The sequence below is a fragment of the Leuconostoc citreum genome (assembly GCF_007954785.1).
Lineage (GTDB): Bacteria > Bacillota > Bacilli > Lactobacillales > Lactobacillaceae > Leuconostoc > Leuconostoc citreum.
The window spans coordinates 1,344,451-1,366,712 of the sequence record NZ_CP042410.1; the positions used below are offsets into that span (position 1 = coordinate 1,344,451).

Annotated in this window: 19 protein-coding genes and 1 tRNA gene; 2 read left to right on the forward strand and 18 right to left on the reverse strand. The window is 39.1% G+C overall.

Going from position 1 to position 22,262, the window contains the following annotated elements; translation table 11 throughout:
* Nucleotides 1–47 precede the first annotated feature (47 nt).
* The 9 genes from FGL72_RS06605 to FGL72_RS06645 form a co-directional block, all read right to left on the reverse strand.
* The gene (locus FGL72_RS06605; RefSeq protein ID WP_004900127.1) at nucleotides 48–1,334 is read right to left on the reverse strand and encodes a UDP-N-acetylglucosamine 1-carboxyvinyltransferase; all 1,287 of its coding nucleotides are present in this window, start codon (nucleotides 1,332–1,334) and stop codon (nucleotides 48–50) included.
* Nucleotides 1,335–1,414: 80 nt separating this feature from the next.
* The gene (gene pheT / locus FGL72_RS06610) at nucleotides 1,415–3,874 is read right to left on the reverse strand and encodes a phenylalanine--tRNA ligase subunit beta (protein ID WP_085699734.1); all 2,460 of its coding nucleotides are present in this window, start codon (nucleotides 3,872–3,874) and stop codon (nucleotides 1,415–1,417) included.
* Between the two features lie 2 nt (nucleotides 3,875–3,876).
* Nucleotides 3,877–4,926 carry a phenylalanine--tRNA ligase subunit alpha gene (gene pheS, locus FGL72_RS06615; RefSeq protein ID WP_012305059.1) on the reverse strand — a complete coding sequence of 350 codons (1,050 nt, stop codon included), beginning with the start codon at nucleotides 4,924–4,926 and terminating at the stop codon, nucleotides 3,877–3,879.
* A gap of 317 nt (nucleotides 4,927–5,243) precedes the next feature.
* Complete coding sequence (locus tag FGL72_RS06620) at nucleotides 5,244–5,606, reverse strand: winged helix-turn-helix transcriptional regulator (RefSeq protein WP_085699736.1); 363 nt, start codon at nucleotides 5,604–5,606, stop codon at nucleotides 5,244–5,246.
* 71 nt (nucleotides 5,607–5,677) lie between these two features.
* Nucleotides 5,678–6,544 (reverse strand): ROK family protein, encoded by an 867-nt coding sequence (locus FGL72_RS06625; RefSeq protein WP_004900140.1) that lies wholly within the window; start codon nucleotides 6,542–6,544, stop codon nucleotides 5,678–5,680.
* Nucleotides 6,545–6,564: 20 nt separating this feature from the next.
* Nucleotides 6,565–8,022: a sucrose phosphorylase gene (gene gtfA, locus FGL72_RS06630; protein WP_146992863.1), complete on the reverse strand. Its 1,458-nt coding sequence runs from the start codon at nucleotides 8,020–8,022 to the stop codon at nucleotides 6,565–6,567.
* 231 nt (nucleotides 8,023–8,253) lie between these two features.
* Nucleotides 8,254–8,637 carry a VOC family protein gene (locus tag FGL72_RS06635; protein WP_004907397.1) on the reverse strand — a complete coding sequence of 128 codons (384 nt, stop codon included), beginning with the start codon at nucleotides 8,635–8,637 and terminating at the stop codon, nucleotides 8,254–8,256.
* A 65-nt stretch (nucleotides 8,638–8,702) separates the two neighbouring features.
* Nucleotides 8,703–9,434 (reverse strand): DUF6198 family protein, encoded by a 732-nt coding sequence (locus FGL72_RS06640; protein ID WP_004900146.1) that lies wholly within the window; start codon nucleotides 9,432–9,434, stop codon nucleotides 8,703–8,705.
* Between the two features lie 4 nt (nucleotides 9,435–9,438).
* Nucleotides 9,439–10,455 (reverse strand): zinc-dependent alcohol dehydrogenase family protein, encoded by a 1,017-nt coding sequence (locus FGL72_RS06645; RefSeq protein WP_004900149.1) that lies wholly within the window; start codon nucleotides 10,453–10,455, stop codon nucleotides 9,439–9,441.
* 189 nt (nucleotides 10,456–10,644) lie between these two features.
* On the opposite strand from FGL72_RS06645, the gene FGL72_RS06650 reads away from it, so the two are divergent.
* Complete coding sequence (locus FGL72_RS06650; protein WP_085699891.1) at nucleotides 10,645–11,613, forward strand: LacI family DNA-binding transcriptional regulator; 969 nt, start codon at nucleotides 10,645–10,647, stop codon at nucleotides 11,611–11,613.
* Between the two features lie 32 nt (nucleotides 11,614–11,645).
* Here the strand turns inward: FGL72_RS06650 and FGL72_RS06655 are convergent, their stop codons facing one another.
* The 8 genes from FGL72_RS06655 to FGL72_RS06690 all read right to left on the reverse strand — a co-directional run bounded on the left by FGL72_RS06655 (nucleotide 11,646) and on the right by FGL72_RS06690 (nucleotide 20,935).
* Complete coding sequence (locus FGL72_RS06655; protein WP_085699889.1) at nucleotides 11,646–12,566, reverse strand: NAD(P)-dependent oxidoreductase; 921 nt, start codon at nucleotides 12,564–12,566, stop codon at nucleotides 11,646–11,648.
* Between the two features lie 19 nt (nucleotides 12,567–12,585).
* Nucleotides 12,586–12,987: a cytidine deaminase gene (locus FGL72_RS06660; protein WP_004905938.1), complete on the reverse strand. Its 402-nt coding sequence runs from the start codon at nucleotides 12,985–12,987 to the stop codon at nucleotides 12,586–12,588.
* Between the two features lie 51 nt (nucleotides 12,988–13,038).
* On the reverse strand, nucleotides 13,039–14,826 hold the full coding sequence (gene pepF, locus FGL72_RS06665; RefSeq protein WP_186727994.1) for an oligoendopeptidase F: 1,788 nt from the start codon (nucleotides 14,824–14,826) through the stop codon (nucleotides 13,039–13,041).
* 87 nt (nucleotides 14,827–14,913) lie between these two features.
* Nucleotides 14,914–15,951, reverse strand: a complete 1,038-nt coding sequence (locus tag FGL72_RS06670; protein WP_085699887.1) for a competence protein CoiA — start codon at nucleotides 15,949–15,951, stop codon at nucleotides 14,914–14,916.
* A gap of 48 nt (nucleotides 15,952–15,999) precedes the next feature.
* Entirely contained in the window at nucleotides 16,000–17,439 is a 1,440-nt protein-coding gene (locus FGL72_RS06675; protein WP_186727979.1) for an ABC transporter substrate-binding protein/permease, read from the reverse strand.
* Nucleotides 17,440–17,533: 94 nt separating this feature from the next.
* Nucleotides 17,534–18,286 carry an amino acid ABC transporter ATP-binding protein gene (locus tag FGL72_RS06680; protein ID WP_004900167.1) on the reverse strand — a complete coding sequence of 251 codons (753 nt, stop codon included), beginning with the start codon at nucleotides 18,284–18,286 and terminating at the stop codon, nucleotides 17,534–17,536.
* On the reverse strand, nucleotides 18,283–19,731 hold the full coding sequence (locus FGL72_RS06685; RefSeq protein ID WP_004907404.1) for an ABC transporter substrate-binding protein/permease: 1,449 nt from the start codon (nucleotides 19,729–19,731) through the stop codon (nucleotides 18,283–18,285). Before FGL72_RS06685 ends, FGL72_RS06680 begins: the two co-directional genes overlap by 4 nt.
* Before the next feature lie 142 nt (nucleotides 19,732–19,873).
* A complete protein-coding gene (locus FGL72_RS06690) occupies nucleotides 19,874–20,935 on the reverse strand; it encodes a BMP family lipoprotein (protein WP_004900172.1) in 1,062 nt (353 codons plus the stop codon).
* 203 nt (nucleotides 20,936–21,138) lie between these two features.
* Here FGL72_RS06690 and FGL72_RS06695 point away from each other — a divergent pair, with 203 nt between their 5' ends.
* Nucleotides 21,139–22,122, forward strand: coding sequence for a sugar transferase (locus tag FGL72_RS06695; RefSeq protein ID WP_085699885.1), 984 nt, complete (start codon nucleotides 21,139–21,141; stop codon nucleotides 22,120–22,122).
* Between the two features lie 28 nt (nucleotides 22,123–22,150).
* On the opposite strand, the gene FGL72_RS06700 is transcribed toward FGL72_RS06695, so the two are convergent.
* Nucleotides 22,151–22,221, reverse strand: a tRNA-Cys gene (locus tag FGL72_RS06700).
* Between the last annotated feature and the right edge of the window lie 41 nt (nucleotides 22,222–22,262).

Here is a 22,262-nt window from a genome sequence, read left to right on the forward strand (position 1 = left end):
TAGTTTATCATATCATGATTTACGTTGCAACATATTTTATCAATGGTTCACGGCATTAAATTAATCAAGTCAATGCCTTCAATTGAAACATCTGCACCTAAGGCAGTTAGCTTATCTTGAATCCGATCATATCCTCGCAAAATATGATCTGCATCATTGATAACCGTCTCACCTTCAGCCATAATTGCTGCTATCACAAGAGCTGCGCCAGCACGTATTTCAGCAGCTTCTACATCTGTACCAATTAATCTCGGTGAATAATTGACACGAATATGCCCTGGCTTTTCAGAATCAACGTCTCCACCCATACGACGTAATTCTGCAATATGCTTCACACGCTTAGGGTAAATGGTATCTTGAATCATGCTTTCCCCATTGGCCATTAATAGTAATGGTGTAATGGGCTGTTGTAAATCAGTTGCAAACCCAGGATAAGGCATGGTCTTGATACTAACTGGTTGCAATTGGTCTGAAGGGTAAACATGTATGGCATCTTCGCCAATATCCAAATTAACCCCCATCTCAATGAGTTTTGAGGTATATGACTCCAAGTGCTCTGGAATAACATTTTTGATTGTGACTCCGTCACCAAAAGCAGCAGCCATACTCATATAAGTACCGGCTTCAATACGATCTGGAATCACTGTATGCGTGTTACGCGCTTTCAAACTTGGTACACCAGCAATACGAATAGTATCTGTTCCAGCCCCACGAATATTGGCACCCATGTTATTTAGAAATGTTGCAATATCAATAATTTCTGGCTCACGAGCAGCATTTTCAAGTATAGTTTGCCCTTTAGCACGCACGGCAGCCAAAATAATGTTAATGGTAGCCCCAACCGATACAGTATCCAATGCTATACGTGCACCAATCAAGCCATTTTCAGTGGCATCAATATGGATAATGTCATTAGTTTCAGTGACTGTTGCACCAAGTGCTTCAAATCCTTTAATATGTTGATCAATTGGTCGACGACCTAAATTATCACCACCAGGGAAAGTAACTGTTGCGCGATTAAAGCGTCCTAGTAATGCCCCCATAAAATAATATGAGGCACGCAAAGACTTAATCGCGCCACTTGGCAATTCACTTTCCGTGATTTGCGTTGGATCAATGTCTAAATTACCATTTTCAAAATTGGAATGCACATTCATTGCATCCAAAATTAATTGTAAGTTTTTAACATCAAGAATCTGCGGTACGGTGTCGAACTTAACCGGTGTATCAGCTAATATTGCAGCTGGAATAAGTGCAACTGTTGAATTCTTTGCACCACCGATTGTGACTTCACCATGGAGACGTTTGCCACCACGAATAATTATTTTAGCCATGAATTTTCCTTAAAAAACGTTATAGTCCGTTTTTAATTATACAGTGAATTCTTCTTGAACTCAAATCAATTTGCCTATGGTCACCGAATGTCTGCACCCAACTCAGCTACAAGGGCTTTTGTGACAACCTCAAAATCATCATTAACTTCTGCTTCGACTAGTGTGCCTTCATTATTTTGATAGGTTAACTGATAAGCTAACGACTTTTTACCGGTTGGGAGTTTGTCTCCTGCATAAACATCAAATAGTGTCACATCAGCTAGCTTACTACCTGCAGCTTGGTGGATAACTGTCATCACTTGTTCATTTGTGATTGTGTCGTTTATCAACAGCGCAACATCACGGCTTACTTGTGGGAATCGTGTCACCGGTTGATAACTTACTGTTTCCTTTGCAGCAGACATGACAGTAAACAAATTCAACTCAAAACCATACACTGGTGTCATTTTTTTAGCACGTGTCATTTTAGGATGAATTTGACCGACAAAGCCGAGATAAACATCATCAGTGTATATATCGGCAGTTCGCCCTGGGTGCATATTAGCGTGACGGTCAGTCGCAACGTACCGCACGTTTTTAACACCGATTTGCTCTAGATAAGCTACAACAATACCCTTTATATCATAAAAATCAACAACACGTTCTGCTTTTTCTTGTTGCCAAGATGACTCAACAATGTTGCCAGTCAGTACACCAGCCAAATGTTCAATTTCAGTTGGCAATTCGTTTTTGCCATTGGCCACAAATACACGACCTTGCTCATAGAGTGCAATATCTCGCACACTGTGATTAACATTATACGCAACATCTTCTAGTAAACCAGCTAATAAGTTTTGCCGTACTGTTGTACGATCAGAACTCATTGGGTAATCTAATGTTACCACTTTGGCTGCTGGGTTTTCTGCGAACTGTTGCGCTTTTTCAGGTGTTGTTAAGGCGTATGAAATCGCTTGGTTCATGCCCAAACTTTCCAAAATTTTCCGACTAGCACGAATTTGCCTTTGTGCTTTGGTCAGGCTGCCTGGTGTTGTTGGCCCATATGGTAAAGTAACCGGTAAATTATCATAACCATACAGTCGAGCAATTTCTTCAATTAAATCTGCTTCAATACTCATATCTGGACGACGCGCTGGTAACACAACGTTAATTTTCGAATCCACTATCGTGTACTCAAATGCTAAACGGTCGAGGATAGTCGTCACATCAGCTAGTGTCAACGTTGTGCCTAGGATATGATTCACGCGATTAACAGTTATCGCTTGTTGGATTGCTTCACGCGGTTGGTTGACAGCAGTCAGTAATCCGCGTGCAACTTGCCCTGTAGCTAATGTGTCTACCAAACTTGCAGCATGGTCTAAGGCTGTAAACGTATGATCACTATTCACGCCACGTTCAAATCGTGATGACGCTTCGGAATGAATGTTGTGACGTCGAGCGGTAGCACGTACTAAACTTGGGTTAAATACAGCCGACTCAATCACAATATTTTTGGTCGAACGATCAACTTCAGAGCTCATACCACCCATCACACCGGCTAACATCAATGGTTGTGCATCATTTGTTGCAATAACAATATCTTCGCCGGCTCGTAATTGACGCGTTTGGCCATCAAGCGTGGTGAGTTGTTCATTGTTTTTGGCGCGGCGTACTGCTAACTGTTTTGTTGTTAATTTATCTAAGTCAAACGCGTGCAGTGGTTGCCCATAAACTAACATCATGTAATTCGTGATGTCAACAACGTTATTAATTGGTCGCATCCCCGCATTCCACAAACGCTTTTGCAACCAAAGTGGTGAGTCTTTCACTGTAATATTATTAATGACACGAACAGCATATTTCGACGCTAGTTCATCACTTTCGACCGATATTTGAATCTGGTCGGCTGCCAACGGCTCATATTCAACTAAATCAAAATCGGGGATGACAACTTTTATGCCAAGCATTGCGCCAAACTCATAAGCTGTACCCAGCATTGATAGCATATCAGAGCGATTGGGTGTCAAATCTGTATCTATGACCGGTTCATTCATGCCCAAAATAGCAATGGCATCATCGCCAGCATGCACATTATCTTCTTCGCCAAAAACATAGATGCCCGCATCAAAATCCTTAGGAGCAATTTTATTATCAAACCCAATCTCTTGCAGTGCCACTAGCATACCAAATGAAGTTTCACCACGCAGTGTCGCCTGCTTTATTTCTATTATATCATCGGTATTATGATCAATGATATGTGACCCAACTTGTGCCAAAATAACATATTGTCCTTCAGCAACATTTGGTGCGCCAGTAACAACTTGAATCAACTCATCTTGGCCTATATCAACCTGGGTAATCACCATATGATCTGAATCTGGGTGTGGTGCTACCGTTTTGACTTGAGCAACAACTAAACCATCTTGCTTACCAGCCAGTGTTGTGACTGAATCAACTTCAACACTTGTTCGTTCAATACGTTCAGCCAAATCAGCAGCTGATTGTTCATCTACGGCAACGCTTTCTTCTAAATACTCATTTAACCATTTTAGACTTGTCTTCATTGTTAATTTCCCTTTCGATTGAACTGTGACAAAAAGCGAACATCGTTCAAATAGAATTGACGAATATCATCTACACCGTACTTCAACATAGCAAAGCGATCTGGTCCTAAGCCAAAGGCAAACGCGCTATATTTTTCCGGATCAATACCATCCATTCGCAAAACATTCGGGTGGGTCATGCCTGCACCAAGCACTTCAATCCATTCAATATCCTCTGGTTTCATATCTGGCGTGACTTCATTCCAAGATACGTCTACTTCAACTGAAGGTTCCGTAAATGGGAAATAAGATGGTCGCATACGAATTTGATGCTTTTCGCCAAATAACTTTTGCATGATTGATAACAACGTGCCCTTTAAGTCGGCCATGGTAATATTTTCGCCGACAACCATCCCTTCGACCTGATGAAATTGGTGCGAATGTGTCGCATCATCAGTGTCACGACGATACACCTTGCCTGGCGCTATCATTTTTAATGGTCCTTTTGAAAAATCATGTTTTTCCAACGAGCGTGACTGCACAGGTGAAGTTTGTGTGCGTAATAAGATTTCTGGCGTAATATAAAAGGTATCCTGCATATCACGTGCTGGATGGTCTTTAGGTAGATTTTCACGTTCAAAATTATATTCATCCGTTTCAACCTCTGGCGAATCAACAATGTCATCAATGATTTCAAACCCTAATCCCAAAAAGTGCTGTTCTATTTCATCGATGATTTGTTGCAAAACGTGGGGCTGACCAACTTGGTGTGCACTACCTGGCAATGTCACATCAATTGTTTCAGCAGCTAATTGCTCATTTAGTCGTGCCGTTTCTTCTGCTGCCTTTTTTTGTGCTAACAGGGTCGTAATCGTTTGGCGAACATCGTTTCCAATTTCACCAACCGTTTTACGCTCTTCTGGCGCAACATCCTTCATACCCTTTAATAAGGCCGTTAACTCACCTTTTTTCCCTAATAAGCTCACTCTTAGCGCTTCAACATCCGCTTCAGTAGCATTAATTCTTGCGACAGCTGTCGCTTTTAAGGCTTTAAGATCTTCAATTAAACTCATCATTTTTCCTCTCTATTATGCCATTTAGTTTATCTAATCTAATCCTGTTGCAACAAAAAATCCCATGTTATCTTCTCTTAAGATAACATGGGACGTCAAACAACCGTGGTACCACCCAATTTTCTGATAAATTACCAGCTCTAGGACTATAACGCAGTCTTACGTTGGTGATTAAACCAAACACTCATGACTGAAATTCATTGCATCGTTGCATGATGATATTTACACCAAATATATCACTCGCTTAACATGAAAAACGCAATTACTAGGCCACTCTCCGTGTAAAAGTATATTAAATCACTTATAGTATATCATGCTCAGTCATTACTGTCTGCATGTTTTGCTTGCGTGACATCATTATATTTATCGGACCACTCGTGTATCGCAGCCATCATCGGCCGCATCGCCTCACCAGCCTCAGTTAATTTATATTCAATTAAGCTAGAATTATCATATGTTACACGCTTAACCAAGTGTACGGATTCTAACTCTTTGAGTCGCTCAACTAACACACGGTCAGAGCAACTCACAATGGCTCTCGAAAGTTCCAAAAATCGTTTTGGTCCACTAATGAGGAGCGTCTCAATAATGAGTCCGTTCCATTTTCTGCCTAAAATTTGAAATGTATTAGTAAAATTTTGGCATAGAATACTCTCTGTATTATCTATTGTTTTTGTCATGAGATTGCCCTCGAAATTATTGATATGTTAATAATAACATAGAACCATAACGTTGACAAAAAGTAAGAATTTTACAACAATGTTTTAGCCAAATAGAAGCAACCAAGAATACCAGCGTTATCGCCGTTAGCTACTGGCACAATGTAATCTTCTAAATCAGGTACATCTAAATAATCACTCATTTGTTCAGCAAAACTCGCACGAATCAATGGGAATAAGGTTTCGCGATGTGGCACACCACCACCAAAAACAATCTTTTCTGGTCGCAAAATCATGGTATAGTCTAGCGCTGCTTGTGCTAGATAAAAGGCTTCAATTTCCCATGCCTTATCTCCGTCAGGAATTTCTTTAGCACTCTTATGCCAACGCGCTTCAATGGCTGGACCAGCTGCCAAGCCTTCCAAACAATTATCCCCGTGGAATGGACAATGACCTTCATAGTGATCTTCAGGATGCTTTTGCAAGAAAATATGTCCAGCTTCTGGGTGCCCATAACCACTCACCAATTTGCCACCTGACACAATACCAGCACCAACGCCCGTACCTACTGTCAAGTAAACCATATTTTGAGCATCTTTGGCAGCACCAGTCTCAAATTCAGCCCAACCAGCACCATTTACATCTGTTGTCCAGAAATAAGGAATATCACGCCAAGCCTTCATACGACCTAAGAAATCATAGCCTGACCAACCATGTTTTGGCGTGTCCAAAACATAACCATATGTTTTAGATTCAGGAACAATGTCAATTGGTCCAAAAGCAGCGATACCAATAGCATCAATATTGTCAAATTGGTCAAAAAACGCAATAACTTGATCTAATGTTTTCTCCCCATCTAATGTTGGGAATGCTGTCCGTTCAACAATATTATAATTTTCATCTGCTACGGCGACCACAAACTTTGTGCCACCTGCTTCAATTGCGCCTAATAATCCCATGATTCTTTTCTTCTCTTTTCTTATTTGTTTTGTAAGACTGTCTTGCCATTTGCTGTGATGACAAAGGTGCGTGTCTTGGCATTAGCTAGCAAAATAGCTATATTATCTCCGGAATGATCCGTTCGTGTAATTTTAATATCATGTTCTGATGGTGTCTCGACAGTGATTGTCCCATCCAGAGCAAATGCTGAAAACTGATTACGCCATGATAATAGTGCCAATAAGTCAGCAACAACTGGCCGCTTAACAGCTGATTTTATTTCTTCACGAGTATAGTAATGACGATTAATATTACGACCTTCTTTTGAAGATTCCAACAAATCAATATCATTCTCACCTGCAAGTAACCCAACATAATAAATTTGTGGAATACCAGGTGCAAAAACTTGGAAAACACGACTCAACAAATATGCGGCATCATCATTGCCTAAAGCTGAATAGTAAGTTGAATTAATCTGATAAATATCTAAGTTATTATACGCAGCTGATGAGTAGGTCTTTTTGACATTGGCACCAACTTTGTATAATTCCTCAGAAGCATAATCAATTTCTTCGTCCGTCAAAATATCACGTGCGTCAACAACCCCAATGCCATCATGCGTATCTAACGTCGTGAATTGTTTCATCGGAGACTGTTTGAGCCAGTTGGCTAGTCGATTTGTTTTGCCTGAGTAAAGCGTATAAAGTACTGTCATTGGCAAAGCAAAATCATAAGTGAAATAACCATGGGCGTTGATCTTTTGAGGAATTGTATAATGTTCATGAATTTCTGGTAAAATTTCAGCATGCATAGGTGCCAAAATGTCACGCACTTCGTTTAAAACAGTCCATATTTCTGGTTCGACAAAGAAATCATTTGTCCCAACTTTCTTAACAGCATAGGCGAAAGCATCTAAACGAATCAAATTGGCACCATGTTTGACCATGTCTTCTAGCGTTGCTTTAATGAAGGCTTTAGCAATTTGAGAATTAACATCAATATCAATTTGTTCTTCACCAAATGTATTCCAAAGATGCTCTGTCGTGCCATCAGCAAAAGTGATTTCTTGAATTGGCGCCTTGTCTTTGCGCTTATAAATAAGGTCGACGTCTGCTTGAGTTGGTCGATCTGGCCCAGCCTGTTGCCAAAACTTTTCCCAGCGAATGAAGAAATCACGGTACTTTGATTGATCGTGATTTGCTTTAAAATCTTGATACATCTCCGATTCACGAGAAATATGGTTGATCATAAAATCAAACATCAAATAGTATTCTTGCCCAAGTGCCTCAACATCATCCCAATCACCAAATGTTGCATCAACACGCGTGTAATCAGAAGGGGCGAAGCCACGATCACCTGTAGAAGGGAAAAATGGTAACAAATGTACCCCGCCAATCGCATCGCCAATGTCTTCCTTCAAAACTTGGTGGACTTCCTTGATATTACTGCCCAAAGAATCAGCATACGTAATGAGCATTGCTTTGTTTTGAATTTCCATGTCTTTACCTTTGTCATATTCAGTTTTTGTTAAGCGCTTACATAACTAGTTTAATCGATTATATTGATACATGTCAAGCGCTTGTCAGCACTTATTATTGAAAAGAACAAAACAATCATATGTCATTTTTTCTGAAAACAAATTGAAAACACGATGATATCAACTATCTTTTAACATTTCTAAGCAATAAAAAACGCACACTTTTATTCAAAGCGTGCGTTTTTTTATTTATTATTTTACAATTTCACAAAATTCAACGATAACAGCGTCTGGTCCTTCAATATTAAAGAACTTAATACCTTTTTCCCAGAAAGCTAAATGTTGTACTTCTGAATCGATTAGCTTGAAACCTTCAGCCTTTGCAGCAACAAATGCTGCGTCAGCATCAGTTGTATCCATAGAAATATGGTTAATTGCACCAGGCTTACCAGCAACCTCGTCCTGCTGCCAAGTTTCAATCACGAGGTTGTCACGCTTCATGAAAATAACATTACCAACTGGAAAATCACCTGTTTTAGTGAAACCTAGCTTTGTCCAAAAGGCTTCAGCAGCTGCTAAATCTTTTGTGGGAATACCAATGTGTTGTACGCCTGAATAATAATCTGAAAATGACATGTTATGCTCCTATAATTTAGAATGCAAAGGCTGGAACGATATGTTGTCCCACGTCTTCATGATAATTAAATTCCTTGATGTTTAAGATTTGGGAAAATCGCTTTATCTCCCCAACCCGTAATCCCACCTTGAAATAGAAATGCGAACACTGTACCGACACCATAATTGGTAAAATCAGGCAAGATAATAATAGCAATAATACCAATAATTGTTGGCGGAATATATGACGCCCACATCGCCTTAGCGGCAGAACCTTTGAAATACTTAAATCTCAAAATCTGCATCAAATCATCTGCGGGATGTAGGACAAGGTTTGTACGTTGATAAATTGAAATAGCAATTGCAATCATTGCAACACCAATGAAATTCAATACAGTATAACCTATGGTTGTCATGACACTATGTGACTCGGGTAGCACCTGTGAGAACATACCTGCAAAGAAACTAATCAACACTGAGAAAGGTACCATGAAGGCAATATTGCCAACAAACTTTTTCCAATCAAAATAGCCTTGTAAGAATACATTCAATATTGCAATTAAGACACCTACAATGAAAAATACCCAACCAAGCATCAAATTTGATCCTTGAAACACTGCTTTATTAAAACCTGATTCAGCGGCTGTCCAATAAGCAGAGCCCAGAAAAGCTGGGTGGATTTTTTGACTTGTAACGACTGTTAAGACATTACCAGCCGCGTTGATTACCAAAGAAAGCACAAAATATGATAATGAGGCGCCAATCGTCAGCGTGCGACCATTCTTAGATGTCGTCTGTGCTACGTTTTTAGCGTTCATGAAATTATGCCTCTTCTCCACCAACTTTAACAACAGCCTTTGAAACTACACCAAGCTTACCATTAACAAAGTCATCAACTGTGTTATAGTCCAATTCGTGAGACATCAATGCTTCTACGTTCAACTTGCCTGATGACAACAAAGCCAATGAATCTTCAAATGCATTAGGGTTAATAAATGAACCTTGGATTGTCAATTGCTTTTGGAAGACTTCGTATGTGTTCATTTCGAACTTAGCATCAGGACCGCCAACACCAAACATCAATACTTGTGCACCACGTGCTGAAGCTTCAATAGCAGCTTCTTGTGTTTGTGGCAAACCAACAGCTTCAATGATAACATCGTATTCGCCTTCAGGAATCTTGTCACCCTTCATCGTGTTGAAGGTATTTTTAACACCAAACTTTTCTTTGTTCATTGCCAACTTTTCGTCAACGATACCAGCCAGGTCAACTTGGTGAATACCATAGGCTTGCAAAATTTGTACAAAGAGTTCACCCATGAAGCCATCACCAATAACCAAAGCTTTTTGGTATGGTGTTACTTTCAATAACTTAATACCATGGACAGCACATGAAATTGGTTCAACAACAGCTGCTGATTTCAATGATACGTTATCAGGAATTTGATAAACGACTGAAGCAGGTGCTGTAAAGTACTCTTCAAAGCCACCATCGCGTGTCACACCAACGGCTGACAAGTTTTCGCACAATTCTGGACGACCTGTACGGCAGAACTTGCATTGTCCGCAATAAATATTAGGATCAACAGTCACACGGTCCCCTACTTTAACATTGGTTACAGCTGAACCAACTTCGGCAACAACACCTGAGTTTTCGTGTCCCAAAACGATTGGAGGTACGGCTGGAGCTGAACCTGGCAAACCAGCATACAAAGCGTGGTCTGTACCACAAATACCCGCAAACGCAGTATGAATTTTCACCTCGTTTGGTTTTACTTCTGGTTGTGCAATATCTTGCAATTCCAGTGACTTAATGCCTGTTAATACTAATGCATCCATGATTAATGCTCCTCTTTTCTTGTGATTCCTTTAACTTACAAGGACAATGTTAAACCTTAAATTTTTTGTTGTCAAGCGTTGTTCAAAAAATATATTGCAGTAATCATCGTGAGCGTTTACAAAACCGTGTATAATGGACTAGTATAAATATAATTTTTGAGATTAGTTTCTCCACCAATGGAGGTGTTTATGGTTGCAAAGCTAAGTGACGTCGCTGAATTAGCAGGTGTCTCAGTAACAACGGTATCACGTGTGATTAATAGTTATGGTTCATTAAGTCAAAAAACAATTGATAAAGTCCACACTGCTATGCGTGAATTACATTATCAACCTAATGCAATGGCAAGGTCTTTACAGGGAAAATCTTCCCAATTTATCGGTCTTATTTTTCCTAACATACAAAACCCTTTTTTCACAGCACTTGCAAGTGAGATAGAACAACTTTTGTTTGAAAAAGGATACAAGGTTATTATTGCAACAAGTGCAAATAATATAGAAAAAGAACAACAATATTTGCAAATGCTTGCTGCTAATCAGGTTGAGGGTATTATTACATCATCACATAATCTTGGCATTGAAAGTTACAGCAATAGTTTGCTGCCTATCGTCGCTTATGATCGTCATCTGTCTGATAATGTGCCAATTGTTAGCGAAGACAATTACCAAGGTGGTTTTCTTCTTGGTAACTACCTTGTCTCACAAGGCGCCAAAAATCTTTTAGTATTGAACGATAACGATCAATCAATCTCGCCTACGTCAAAACGTTATAACGGTTTTGTTGATGCTGTCGGCTCAAAAAGTAAGATTAGTGCTCTGGATTTTGATTCCAACAAAATATCCGAACCAAATATTATTCAAGACATCGTAAAGGATATCCAAACGCAGAATATCGATGGAGTTTTTGCTTATAATGATATAATGGCTATTCAACTGCAAAACGCACTGCGAACTGCAAACATTCGAGTTCCTGAGGATGTCATTGTCGTTGGTTATGATGGCTCACCAATTGTGCAATTACTTCATCCTGACTTACCAACGATTATTCAACCAATTCACGAAGCAGCGCAACGCTTAATTGAAGTGTTATTTGCTGAAATCAATCAACAATCAACTGTTAAAAACGATTTACTACCAGTCACACTACATGAGCCAAAATAAAAAACCACAACCAAATCTGGTATGTGGTTTTTTTATGCGTTCACCTGATTCAATGGTGCTTCGTTATTTAATACACGCACAACTTCTTTTGCTGCAGCTAATCCGACAGCATCAAAAGCTTCTCGAGACTTAGCAGCAACATGCGGCGTGATAAATGTATTAGAAAGACCTAGTAAGGCATTGTTGTCAGAAATTGGTTCGTTAGTGACAACATCTAAACCAGCTCCAGCAATTTCTCCGGACTTTAGTGCATTAAACAACGCGTTTTCGTCCACGATGGCACCACGTGCTATATTCACTAATACCGCAGTATTTTTCATTTTTTTAAACACTTCAGCGTCAATCATATTCTGGGTATCAGACGTTGCCGGCAAGGCTAACACAATAAAATCAGATTGCGAATAGATTTCTTCTAAAGTTGCCATACGTCCATTTTTAACTGATTTACTATGTCGCGCATAAGCTAGTACCTCAACGTTAAAACCAGTTAAGAGTTCATCTACTTTTTGACCAATCGCACCAAAACCAATGATACCAATTTTCTTATGTGACACTTCTTGTCCTTTGGCTGGGGCATCTGTCTCATCCGTGATGCTTTGTCTCTCTTGATAAAATAAACGTCCGCTCATGAGCATGTGCATTAAGGCTGTCTCTGCAACAGCTGTTGCATTAGCACCAGGTGTATTTGTCACAATGACATGTTGCTGACTGGCGTCCTCTAAATTAACGTTATCATAACCGACACCATACCGCGCAACGATTTTCAAATCCGGAAGCTGAGATAATATGTGCTTATCCACTGGATGCATCATCAAAATCATCCCATTCAAATCCTGATTCACTAAGAAATCGTCATCATTTTTTTGTTGATTTGATATTACCTCAATATGATTGGACTTGAGGTAATCAATGGCAACCTGAGCAATACCATCAAATACTAATACTTTTTTCATTGTTTACTCCTTCGTTTGCTTAATCTAATCCATTAAATGAACCAGGCATTAATGAAGCAATATTCGTTTTTATTTCTTTACCTGAATCATTAATTAACCAAATCGGCATATCTGGGTCAAAAAACTCAACCATCACTTGCCGACATGCCCCACATGGTGCGATTGGTGCTTTTGTACGTCCCGCAATCACTAACCCTTCAAACTGTCGGTAGCCGGCAGCCATCGCACTAAAAATGGCCGTTCTCTCAGCACAATTAGTCAAACCAAAAGAAACATTCTCAATATTAATACCTTTAAAAACACGCCCATCAGCGACTTGTAGTGCAGCACCAACTGGAAAGTTCGAATATGGTGTATATGTCTCATCAAGAGCCATTAAAGCGGTGTTGATTAATTTTTCAGGTGCTGAATTTGGCGACATAATAACTCTTCTCCTCGTTAATAGTTTACCACAGCAGAACGAGTGCTTGTCTTAGTTTGCAAGTAACTTTTCTAACTGGTTCAGTCGCGTTTCAAAGACATGGAAAGCTTGGTTCAGATAATCTGACTGGCTCATATCAACACCAGCTTTTCCAATAACATTTAGCGGATAATCAGAGGCGCCAGCACGTAAATAATTTTTGTAGTCATTAGCACCATCGTGATTGATAATACGGTCAGCTAGTGTTGTAGCAGCTGCTTCACCTGTTGCATATTGATAAACATAGTAATTGTAATAAAAATGCGGAATTCGTGCCCACTCATACGCAATAGCCTCATCAGGAAACAAATCTGGGCCATAATACTTTTGATTTAATTCACCATAATAACTACTCATTTTATCAGCCGTTAGAGCCTCGCCCTCAGCAGCTTGTTGATGAATCCAATCTTCAAATTCTGCAAATTGCGTTTGTCTAAAGACCGTCCCTTTGAAACCGTCTAGATATTGGTTCAAGACATAAGCTTGCACCTTAGGATCATGATTAGTTTTCAGTAAATAATCTGTTAATAGACTTTCATTCGTTGTAGAAGCAATTTCTGCCAAAAAAATGGGGTAGTCACCGTAATGATAAGGTTGTGTATGTCTTGTTAAATAAGAATGAACAGAATGTCCCAACTCATGAGCTAAAGTATAAACATTATTTAAATTATCTTGCCAATTCAATAGAATAAAAGGATTGGTATCGTACGCGCCGCTAGAGTATGCTCCTGTCCGTTTACCCTTGTTTTCAACAACATCTATCCAACGTTCATCAAAGGCACGCTGGACAATACGCACATAATCCTCGCCCAATGGCGCTAATGCTTTAATCACAATGTCTTGCGCCTTATCATAGGAAACATCAAATGTAACATCATCAACTAAGGGCACGTATAAGTCATAGCTATGGACGTCTTCAACACCCAACACTTGACGACGTAACGAGACAAATCGATGTAGTAATGGCAAATGATCATTAACTGATTTTCTTAGGGTCTCAAAAACCGTTGTAGGTAAGCCATGTGGTAAAATAGCGGCCTCGCGCGCTGAATTATAATGTCGTGCTTTCGCCAAGAAATTATGGCCTTTCACATGCGATGACAGTGTTGAAGCAAAAGTATTTTGAAAACTAATATAGCTGTCATAGAGTGTATCAAATGCTTCCTGACGTAGGTCGCGTGATTGCGATTCTAATAATAGACTGTACAAACCATTAGTCAAAGGCACCAGTTCACCTGTTTCAGTATGCACATCTCCGAAAGACAGATCTGAATTATCAAGCACACCAAATGTATTTTCAGACGCATTAAAAATATCACTAGCACCAGCTAGTAGCGCTTCTTGTTCAACAGGTAGTGTGTGTGGCTTTTGTAAACGAATCGTATCAAATAAATGACTAAATGGTTCTAACCCAGGTGTTGCTAGATACTCAGCTAATACCGTATCAGGAATGCGCAATACTTCAGGCTGAAAATAGGCCGTCGCTTCACTAACTTCAGCCCAAAGCGCCTGTACTCGAGCGTTAAATGCTGCATACTGCTGATTAGTTGTGTCTTGATCATATATTTGGTGGGCGTAGACGTAAACTTTCTCTAATAAACGTTCCAACGATAAATCTGCCACTAATGCCGCTTGTAACATGTCAGCCGAATCACCGACGTGCCCAACGAAACGCGTCATATTTTGAGCTGATTCATGAACTTTTTGAAAAGTCTTTTCCCAGGCCTCATCTGATGAAAAAATAGTTGTTAAATCCCATGTTAACGCTGTTGGCACTTCATGACGCTTTATCTGTGGCATATTATTACTGATCAACACTTGCTGCTTCATTAAGAAGACAAAACAGCGGGTGTTGCGTTCCTTTCTAAGATATAATATCTTATTTTATCACTTTTTTCTCACTTTATCTAACTTACCTGCAAGCGATATAAACCAGGGCAGCTCACTCAAAACACATAAATAATCTCCCTGTAAAAATATGTAGCCTTGTTGTTGCAAACTATCTAGCAATTTTTTTACTTGGCGCCATCTAAACCTGTCACTTCCTGCTACATAAGTAAATAATTTGTCTGCAATGCACCGTAAACGCACTTTATGACCAATCCCTACTTTTTCAATTAAACAAACTGCTAATAAACGCCATTGCCAGTTTGCAATTATCAGACCAAAAGTCTCACCATAATGTATCCACAACGGTGCTAGAATAATCAGCCTATTTTGATTATAAAAATAACTAATCATTTGCTGATTGACTCTTTTTTGTAACAGCAGATTTTGCAATTTATAGATTTGTTTTTTGATATCTAACGGCCTTTGTCTTGACAGCTTAGAAATAACAGTGAAAGGCATTGTATCACAAATTTCGGTATAGTGGACACGCTCAAAGTCCTTTTTGATAAAATGGCCGCGATGAATATAATGCCCTTGCGTTGGTAAATAAAAAACAACTTGATCATGAGCAGTCATGAATTTTAAAATCGTTTTTTGTGATAAATGCCGTTCAAAATAAGTCTCCCCTAGTATCCATATCACATCAATATTTTGACGCCGATAGCCTTCATTACGTTCAGCCAGTCTCTTTTGAGATATAGGACTACACTGATATTCAATTGCAAGCTGTTTATCCCCTATAGTTAACAAAATATCTGGCCTCTGCTGGATAGCTACGAGCTTAGCTTCAATTTGAACAACACCGTGAGTAGCCAGTTGCTCAGCTAATTGTAGTTTACCAGATAGATGCGCAGCTGTTTCATTCTCAGAGAATGTCTGACATTTTGCACCAACAATATGCGCAAAATGCTGCTGTTTGATGTCACCAACACGTAATATAACTGGTTCATGACAGCCCGGACAATTAAATTGACTATTTTTTTTAGCATCACGTGCCAAAACATATTGTTCTTTTCGATTAATTGCAACAAACATAAAAGCCTCCAAACCATAATACGGTTTGAAGGCTTTTATAACACATAATTATTTAATTTTTTTCTCAACCCAGTTGCTTAACCATGTTAATAGTGTGATAACAATCAGATATATCACCGCTACAATTGCCCAGACACGGAAGCCTTGAGAGTTACGCGCAACAATTAATGTTCCTGTTTGCGTTAATTCAAGCAAACCAATGGCTGACAAAATTGAGGTGTCTTTCAACGTAATAATAAACTGATTAATAAAGCTTGGCACCATAATACGTAGCCCTTGTGGCATGATTACTTTGCGCATAGCGCTATTATAATTCAAGCCAAGTGATCTTGCCGCTTCCATTTGACCACGTTCGACAGCTTCAAAGCCACCACGAACAAACGCACCGGTGTAAGCACCTTCATTTAATATCAAGGTAATAATACCAGCCGTAAAAGCCGGAATCTTGACCCCAGTGACACCAGGTAAACCAATATAAATAAAGAACGCTAATACCATTAAAGGTAAGCCACGGAAAATATAAATAATCGTTGTCGATACACCACGTACCCACTTCAACTCACTGACACCCATGACACCTAATAAGGTTCCCCAAATTGAAGCTAATACAATCGCAATCACAGTGAGTTGCACTGTTTGCCACAAGCCCTTTAAGAAGGCTGCTTTATTGGCTGTTAAAATCCCCAATACTGTGCTATTATCTTTCTTACTGCCAGAAAATGTTGCTTGACTAGCACCTAGATACTTAGCTGTAATTTTATTATACGTACCATCAGCTTTAATTGCTGCAAAACCTTTATTAAAGGCAGCTAGTAGGGCTTTGTTTTTTCCCTTTTGAACCGCAAAACCGTACCAACCCGCATTACTGGGGTTATCAGCGTTCATGATTTTGAGTTTCATGCCATTTTTAATTGCGTATTGAATTACTGGCATATCTTCAAATGTTGCAGCCGAGTTCCCCACAGCAACATCATTGTACATCGTATCTGTATCATTGAAATACTTGACATTAAAACCGTATTTACTCTGTAAAGATTTACCGTATTCAGACGCTGCCGTCCCCGTTTTCAACGCAACAGTTTTCCCTTTTAAATCAGCTAACTGTTTAATGGTGCTATTTTTTTTAACAATCCAGGCAACACCAGTTTTATAATAAGGCGTTGCAAAATCGTAAACTTCTTTACGTTCTGGGGTAATTGACATCCCCGCAATAATACCATCAGCCTGGCCATTAGAGACTAGCTGAGCGGCAGAATTAAAGCTCATCGGTTTCATTGTATAGGTGAAACCTTCACGTTTAGCAATTGCTTGCATCATGTCCTGTTCAATACCGACATAATTATTATTTTTATCTTGAAATGTAAATGGTGCATAAGTTGCATCAGTTGTAATGGTGTAGTGTGGTTCAGATGCTTGACTCGTTGAAACGAAAGTAAAGAAAGCAGCGAACGTTGCTAGACCAAGTAAACATTTTTTTAACATAGTCATGAACTCTCCCTTATCCCACAAAAAAGTCGACCTAGTGGTCGGCTTTTTTAATTATTTTGATCATATATTAAGCCAAGAGCAGTATTGTCAATGCTTAAGCGTGCATAACCTTACTCAAAAACTCTTGTAATCGTGCATTTTTAGGCGCATTGAATACTTGTTCAGGTGCACCAGATTCTTGTATTTTACCGGATTCAAAGAATACAACACGATCAGCAACTTGCTTAGCAAATCCCATTTCGTGAGTAACAATGATCATGGTCATACCTGAGTCAGCTAGATTTTTCATAACTTCAAGCACATCGCCAACCATTTCTGGATCTAAAGCCGAAGTTGGCTCATCAAACAACATAATATCAGGTGACATTGCTAAGGCTCGCGCAATAGCAATACGTTGTTTTTGACCACCAGACAGTGAATTAACTGAAACATCTGCTTTATCTGCCAAACCAACAGTATCAAGTAATTCACGTGCCTTCTTCTCAGCCGCAACTTTATCTAACTTGCCCAATTCAACTGGGGCCAGCATAATATTCTCAAGTACGGTGTAGTTATTAAATAGATTGAAATTCTGAAACACCATGCCGATATTTTCACGGACTTTGTTAATATCTGTCTTTTTATCAGAAATATCAAAACCATCAACAACAATTGTGCCATCATCTTGTGTTTCGAGTTGGTTAAGCATACGTAAGAAAGTAGACTTACCAGAACCAGAAGGGCCAATCATTACGACAACCTCATTTTCAGCAATATCTAATGAAATATCGCGTAAAACATGATTATCGCCATATGATTTATTAACTTTGTCGACGTGTACTTTTACTTTTTTTTGTGCTTCACTCATGCACGTGTCCTCTTTTCTACCCAATTACTCAACCATGTGAGTAAAGTAATCACAATCAAGTATATCACAGCTACGATAGCCCATACACGAAAACCTTGAGAATTACGTGAAACAATCAGTGAACCTGTCTGTGTTAATTCTAAAATACCAATCGCCGATAGGATTGATGTATCTTTTAACGTAATGATAAATTGATTAATAAAACTTGGTATCATAATTTTGAGACCTTGTGGCATAATAACACGTCGCATAGATTTACTGTACGGTAAACCAAGTGACCGTGCCGCTTCCATTTGACCACGATCGACAGCTTCAAAGCCACCACGGACAAATGCGGCGGTATAAGCACCCTCATTTAAAATAAGCGTTAATAATCCTGCGGTAAAGGCGGGAATTTTAGTTCCTATCACACCAGGCAAACCAATATAAATAAAGAATGCCAATACCATCAGTGGCAACCCACGGAAAAGATAAATAATTGTTGTCGATATTGCCCTAATCCATGGTAATTGGCTAACACCCATAACACCAAGTAAAATACCCCAAATTGAAGCCAATACAATGGCAAATACGGTCAAAATAACAGTTTGCCATAATCCTTGCAAAAAGGCGTTACGGTTGGCATTTAAAATACCCATGACCGTACTGTTATCTTTTTTACTACCGGTAAAAGTCGCGGCACTGGCGCCTAAATATTTGGCGACAATCTTGTCATAAGTACCATCTTTTTTAATTTCGGCAAAACCGTGATTAAATGAAGCTAATAACTTGGCATTTTGTCCCTTTTTGACAGCAAAACCATACCAACCAGCTTGTATTGGTGCTTTTGGATTCATAACCTTTAATTTGGTACCATTTTTAACAGCATATTGAATCACTGGTAAATCACCAAAAGTTGCTTGTGCATTATCATTAATGACATCATTATACAGCGTGTCTGAATCATTAAAATAAGTCACCTTAAAACCATACTCTTTTTGTATAGATAAAGCATAGTCAGCACCAGAGGTACCAGTTTTAAGCGCAACAGTCTTACCCTTCAAGTCTTTTAAGGCTTTAATATTTGAGCCCTTTTTAACGGCCCAACCAATACCTGACCGATAATAAGGTGTCCCAAAATCATAAACCGCTTTGCGTTCATCTGTAATAGACATCCCCGCAATAACGCCATCAGCCTGATCTGAAGATACTGATTGTGTGGCGGCATTAAAACTCATAGGTTTTAATGTGTAGGTGAATCCTTCACGCTTAGCGATTGTCTTGAGAATTTCTTGATCGATACCTGTATACTGATTATTTTTGTCTTGAAAATCAAAAGGTGGATAAGTCGCATCAGTTGTAATCACATAGTTTGGCTTTTCTGAAGCGTTAGTATAAGCCGTTCCACTAATCAAAGATACGAATGCAATCAAAGATAAAATTAAAAATTGACTTGTTTTTTTCATAGTAACTTCATTCTAACAGCATCATCTTCTTAATTTTTGATGAATGTTAGCTTTTATGACATGTTAAAATTTCGTTATATTTTTTATTTTGAAGGCGCAATAAAGCGCCTCAAGCAAATTGAGGCGCTTGTCATGTCATCATTTATGGATGCACAGGCACCTTGATATCACCTGAGATAATCTTCTTCTGCGCTGATTCGATAGCTGACCATACTTCTGAAGAAGCGGAATCCTTAGCTACACCAACACCGTTTTCCTTCAAACCATAAGTAATGGTCTGCCCACCAGGGAACTTGCCATCCTTTGCCTTATTAGAAAGTGACTTAACAGCATTATCAACACGCTTAACGGCTGATACAAGAGTAAAGTTAGACTGCTTATTGTCTTTATCCTTATAATCACCATCGCGCTTTTGATCCATGTCAACACCGATGACCCAAACCTTTTTATCAGAATCGTCTGATAACTTTTGGTTCGTTGCCTTGGCTTCAGCAAAAACACCAGAGCCTGTGCCACCAGCTGCTTGGAAGATAACGTCAGCACCACCAGCAACCATTGAAGCAGCAATAGTCTTACCCTTAGCAGCATCGGTAAATGAATCAGCATACTGAGTTACGACTTTAATATCTGGGTTTGTTGCCTTGACACCAGCTTTAAATCCAGCTTCAAATGTATCGATAATATCACCATGAATACCACCAATAAAACCAACTGTCTTTGATTTTGTTTGTTTTGCTGCCGCAACACCAGCCAAGTATGATGATTGCTCTGATTTAAAGGCTAAAGATGCCACGTTCTTATCAGGCACAACAGCATCAACAATTGCAAAGTTTGTTTTTGGGTTCGCCTTAGCTACTGTATTCATAGCTGGAGCTGTCGCAAAACCAACACCATACACAAGCTTATAACCACCCTTAACGGCTGTTTGAAGATTTGTCTTAATATCTGACGCATCTGTACTTTGGAAGTAATTATAACCCTTCGTGCCTTGCGACAACTTATTATCTTTACCATAGGCTTTCAAACCTTCCCAAGCTGATTGGTTGAATGATCGGTCATCGATACCACCACCATCAGTAACTAAAGCAACCGTATAATTATTTTTACCGGCTGATTTTGAATTTCCTTGCGTTGCAGCATAAATACCACCACCAATGACTGCCACTGCAATAACACCAATTCCAATTTGCGCTGAACGTTGCATAATAAGTTATAACGTGTAAGCCCATTTTGCTTACACATCTCCTCTCAAATTTATAACTCTATTATGCGACATATCATGGTTAAAACCATGATAATTTCATTAAAATATCATTTAAAAAGCGAACATTATTATTTTTTTATTTATTTAGTTCGTTTTTAGAAACTTTTTGCAAACTATGGTTCGGATTTTGGTAAAATAAGCTTATGTCTAATTTCATTACCCATACAATTGAACCTTGGATGCCTCCAGGTGCACTCAAAGCCAAAGCCGATTACGCGCATATTGCTGATCAATCTGGGTGGACCGTGTTACCCTTAGCTCGCTATAATGATGCACGTTACGATGATGCAACACGTACGCAGTTTATTAATTCATGGTTACAGCAAGTCAACACAAACGATATTGTCCTACACCAGTTTCCTTCATATATGAGTGAAAAATTTGAAGTACAGTTCGCCAAAACATTAAAAGCACGCCAAGTTAAACGTGCCATTCTCATTCACGATATTGAACCATTGCGACTGATGAAACATCCAATCTGGGAATTTGATTTATTAAATCTTTATGATATCGTTATTGTTCATTCTCAGGCCATGAAAGTGCAACTTCAGTCATTGGGTGTCACAAGTCAATTCATAATACAACCTTTATTTGATTATTTGGGACTATCATACCCCTTTGTATCCTTTAGTCATGAGATTAACTTTGCTGGTACTTTTCAAAAATCACCTTGGTTGCAACAAGCACAAAACGTACATATCAATTTATTTGGTGCTAAACCAAAAAAATGGCGCGACACAACCTTTCCCGCTAATGTGACCTACAAAGGCAACCTTGATCCTGAGCAGTTAATCATGGCTTTTCGTGATGGATTCGGTCTCATTTGGGATAATGATTTTGAGGATAAAACGTACAAAACGTATACTAAATATAACGCACCTCACAAAGCAAGCCTTTATATTCGCGCCGGCTTACCGCTCATTGCTTGGCGCGAAAGTGCCATTGGCCAAATAATTGCCGAGCAGGAAGTTGGTTTTGTGATTGACAAGTTGAATCAGTTACCAGCGCAGCTATCTGAGACTACAGCTGCCCAATTCAATCTATGGCAACAAAATATGCAACCATTAGCACAGCAACTTGCTTCTGGTTATTTCACAAAAGCGACTTTAGCACAATTAACACAATAAAAAAGCGCTGCTAATGCAGCGCTTTTTAAGGTAATAACCGGAGTCGAACCGGCGATGACGGTTTTGCAGACCGTTGCCTTACCACTTGGCTATATTACCATGATTAAGGCTTGTCATTTTTTAAACCACAACAACGTTTA

Bases quoted from the DNA above. Each gene is read 5' to 3' on its own strand.
- FGL72_RS06675 (WP_186727979.1), bottom strand. From the start codon at position 17,439: ATGACTATGTTAAAAAAATGTTTACTTGGTCTAGCAACGTTCGCTGCT.
- FGL72_RS06650 (WP_085699891.1), top strand. From the start codon at position 10,645: ATGGTTGCAAAGCTAAGTGACGTCGCTGAATTAGCAGGTGTCTCAGTA.
- pheT (WP_085699734.1), bottom strand. From the start codon at position 3,874: ATGAAGACAAGTCTAAAATGGTTAAATGAGTATTTAGAAGAAAGCGTT.
- FGL72_RS06635 (WP_004907397.1), bottom strand. From the start codon at position 8,637: ATGTCATTTTCAGATTATTATTCAGGCGTACAACACATTGGTATTCCC.
- FGL72_RS06670 (WP_085699887.1), bottom strand. From the start codon at position 15,951: ATGTTTGTTGCAATTAATCGAAAAGAACAATATGTTTTGGCACGTGAT.
- FGL72_RS06640 (WP_004900146.1), bottom strand. From the start codon at position 9,434: ATGAACGCTAAAAACGTAGCACAGACGACATCTAAGAATGGTCGCACG.
- FGL72_RS06690 (WP_004900172.1), bottom strand. From the start codon at position 20,935: ATGCAACGTTCAGCGCAAATTGGAATTGGTGTTATTGCAGTGGCAGTC.
- FGL72_RS06625 (WP_004900140.1), bottom strand. From the start codon at position 6,544: ATGGGATTATTAGGCGCAATTGAAGCAGGTGGCACAAAGTTTGTGGTC.
- FGL72_RS06620 (WP_085699736.1), bottom strand. From the start codon at position 5,606: ATGACAAAAACAATAGATAATACAGAGAGTATTCTATGCCAAAATTTT.
- FGL72_RS06645 (WP_004900149.1), bottom strand. From the start codon at position 10,455: ATGGATGCATTAGTATTAACAGGCATTAAGTCACTGGAATTGCAAGAT.
- FGL72_RS06605 (WP_004900127.1), bottom strand. From the start codon at position 1,334: ATGGCTAAAATAATTATTCGTGGTGGCAAACGTCTCCATGGTGAAGTC.
- pepF (WP_186727994.1), bottom strand. From the start codon at position 14,826: ATGCCACAGATAAAGCGTCATGAAGTGCCAACAGCGTTAACATGGGAT.
- pheS (WP_012305059.1), bottom strand. From the start codon at position 4,926: ATGAGTTTAATTGAAGATCTTAAAGCCTTAAAAGCGACAGCTGTCGCA.
- FGL72_RS06660 (WP_004905938.1), bottom strand. From the start codon at position 12,987: ATGTCGCCAAATTCAGCACCTGAAAAATTAATCAACACCGCTTTAATG.
- gtfA (WP_146992863.1), bottom strand. From the start codon at position 8,022: ATGGAAATTCAAAACAAAGCAATGCTCATTACGTATGCTGATTCTTTG.
- FGL72_RS06680 (WP_004900167.1), bottom strand. From the start codon at position 18,286: ATGAGTGAAGCACAAAAAAAAGTAAAAGTACACGTCGACAAAGTTAAT.
- FGL72_RS06655 (WP_085699889.1), bottom strand. From the start codon at position 12,566: ATGAAAAAAGTATTAGTATTTGATGGTATTGCTCAGGTTGCCATTGAT.
- FGL72_RS06685 (WP_004907404.1), bottom strand. From the start codon at position 19,731: ATGAAAAAAACAAGTCAATTTTTAATTTTATCTTTGATTGCATTCGTA.
- FGL72_RS06695 (WP_085699885.1), top strand. From the start codon at position 21,139: ATGTCTAATTTCATTACCCATACAATTGAACCTTGGATGCCTCCAGGT.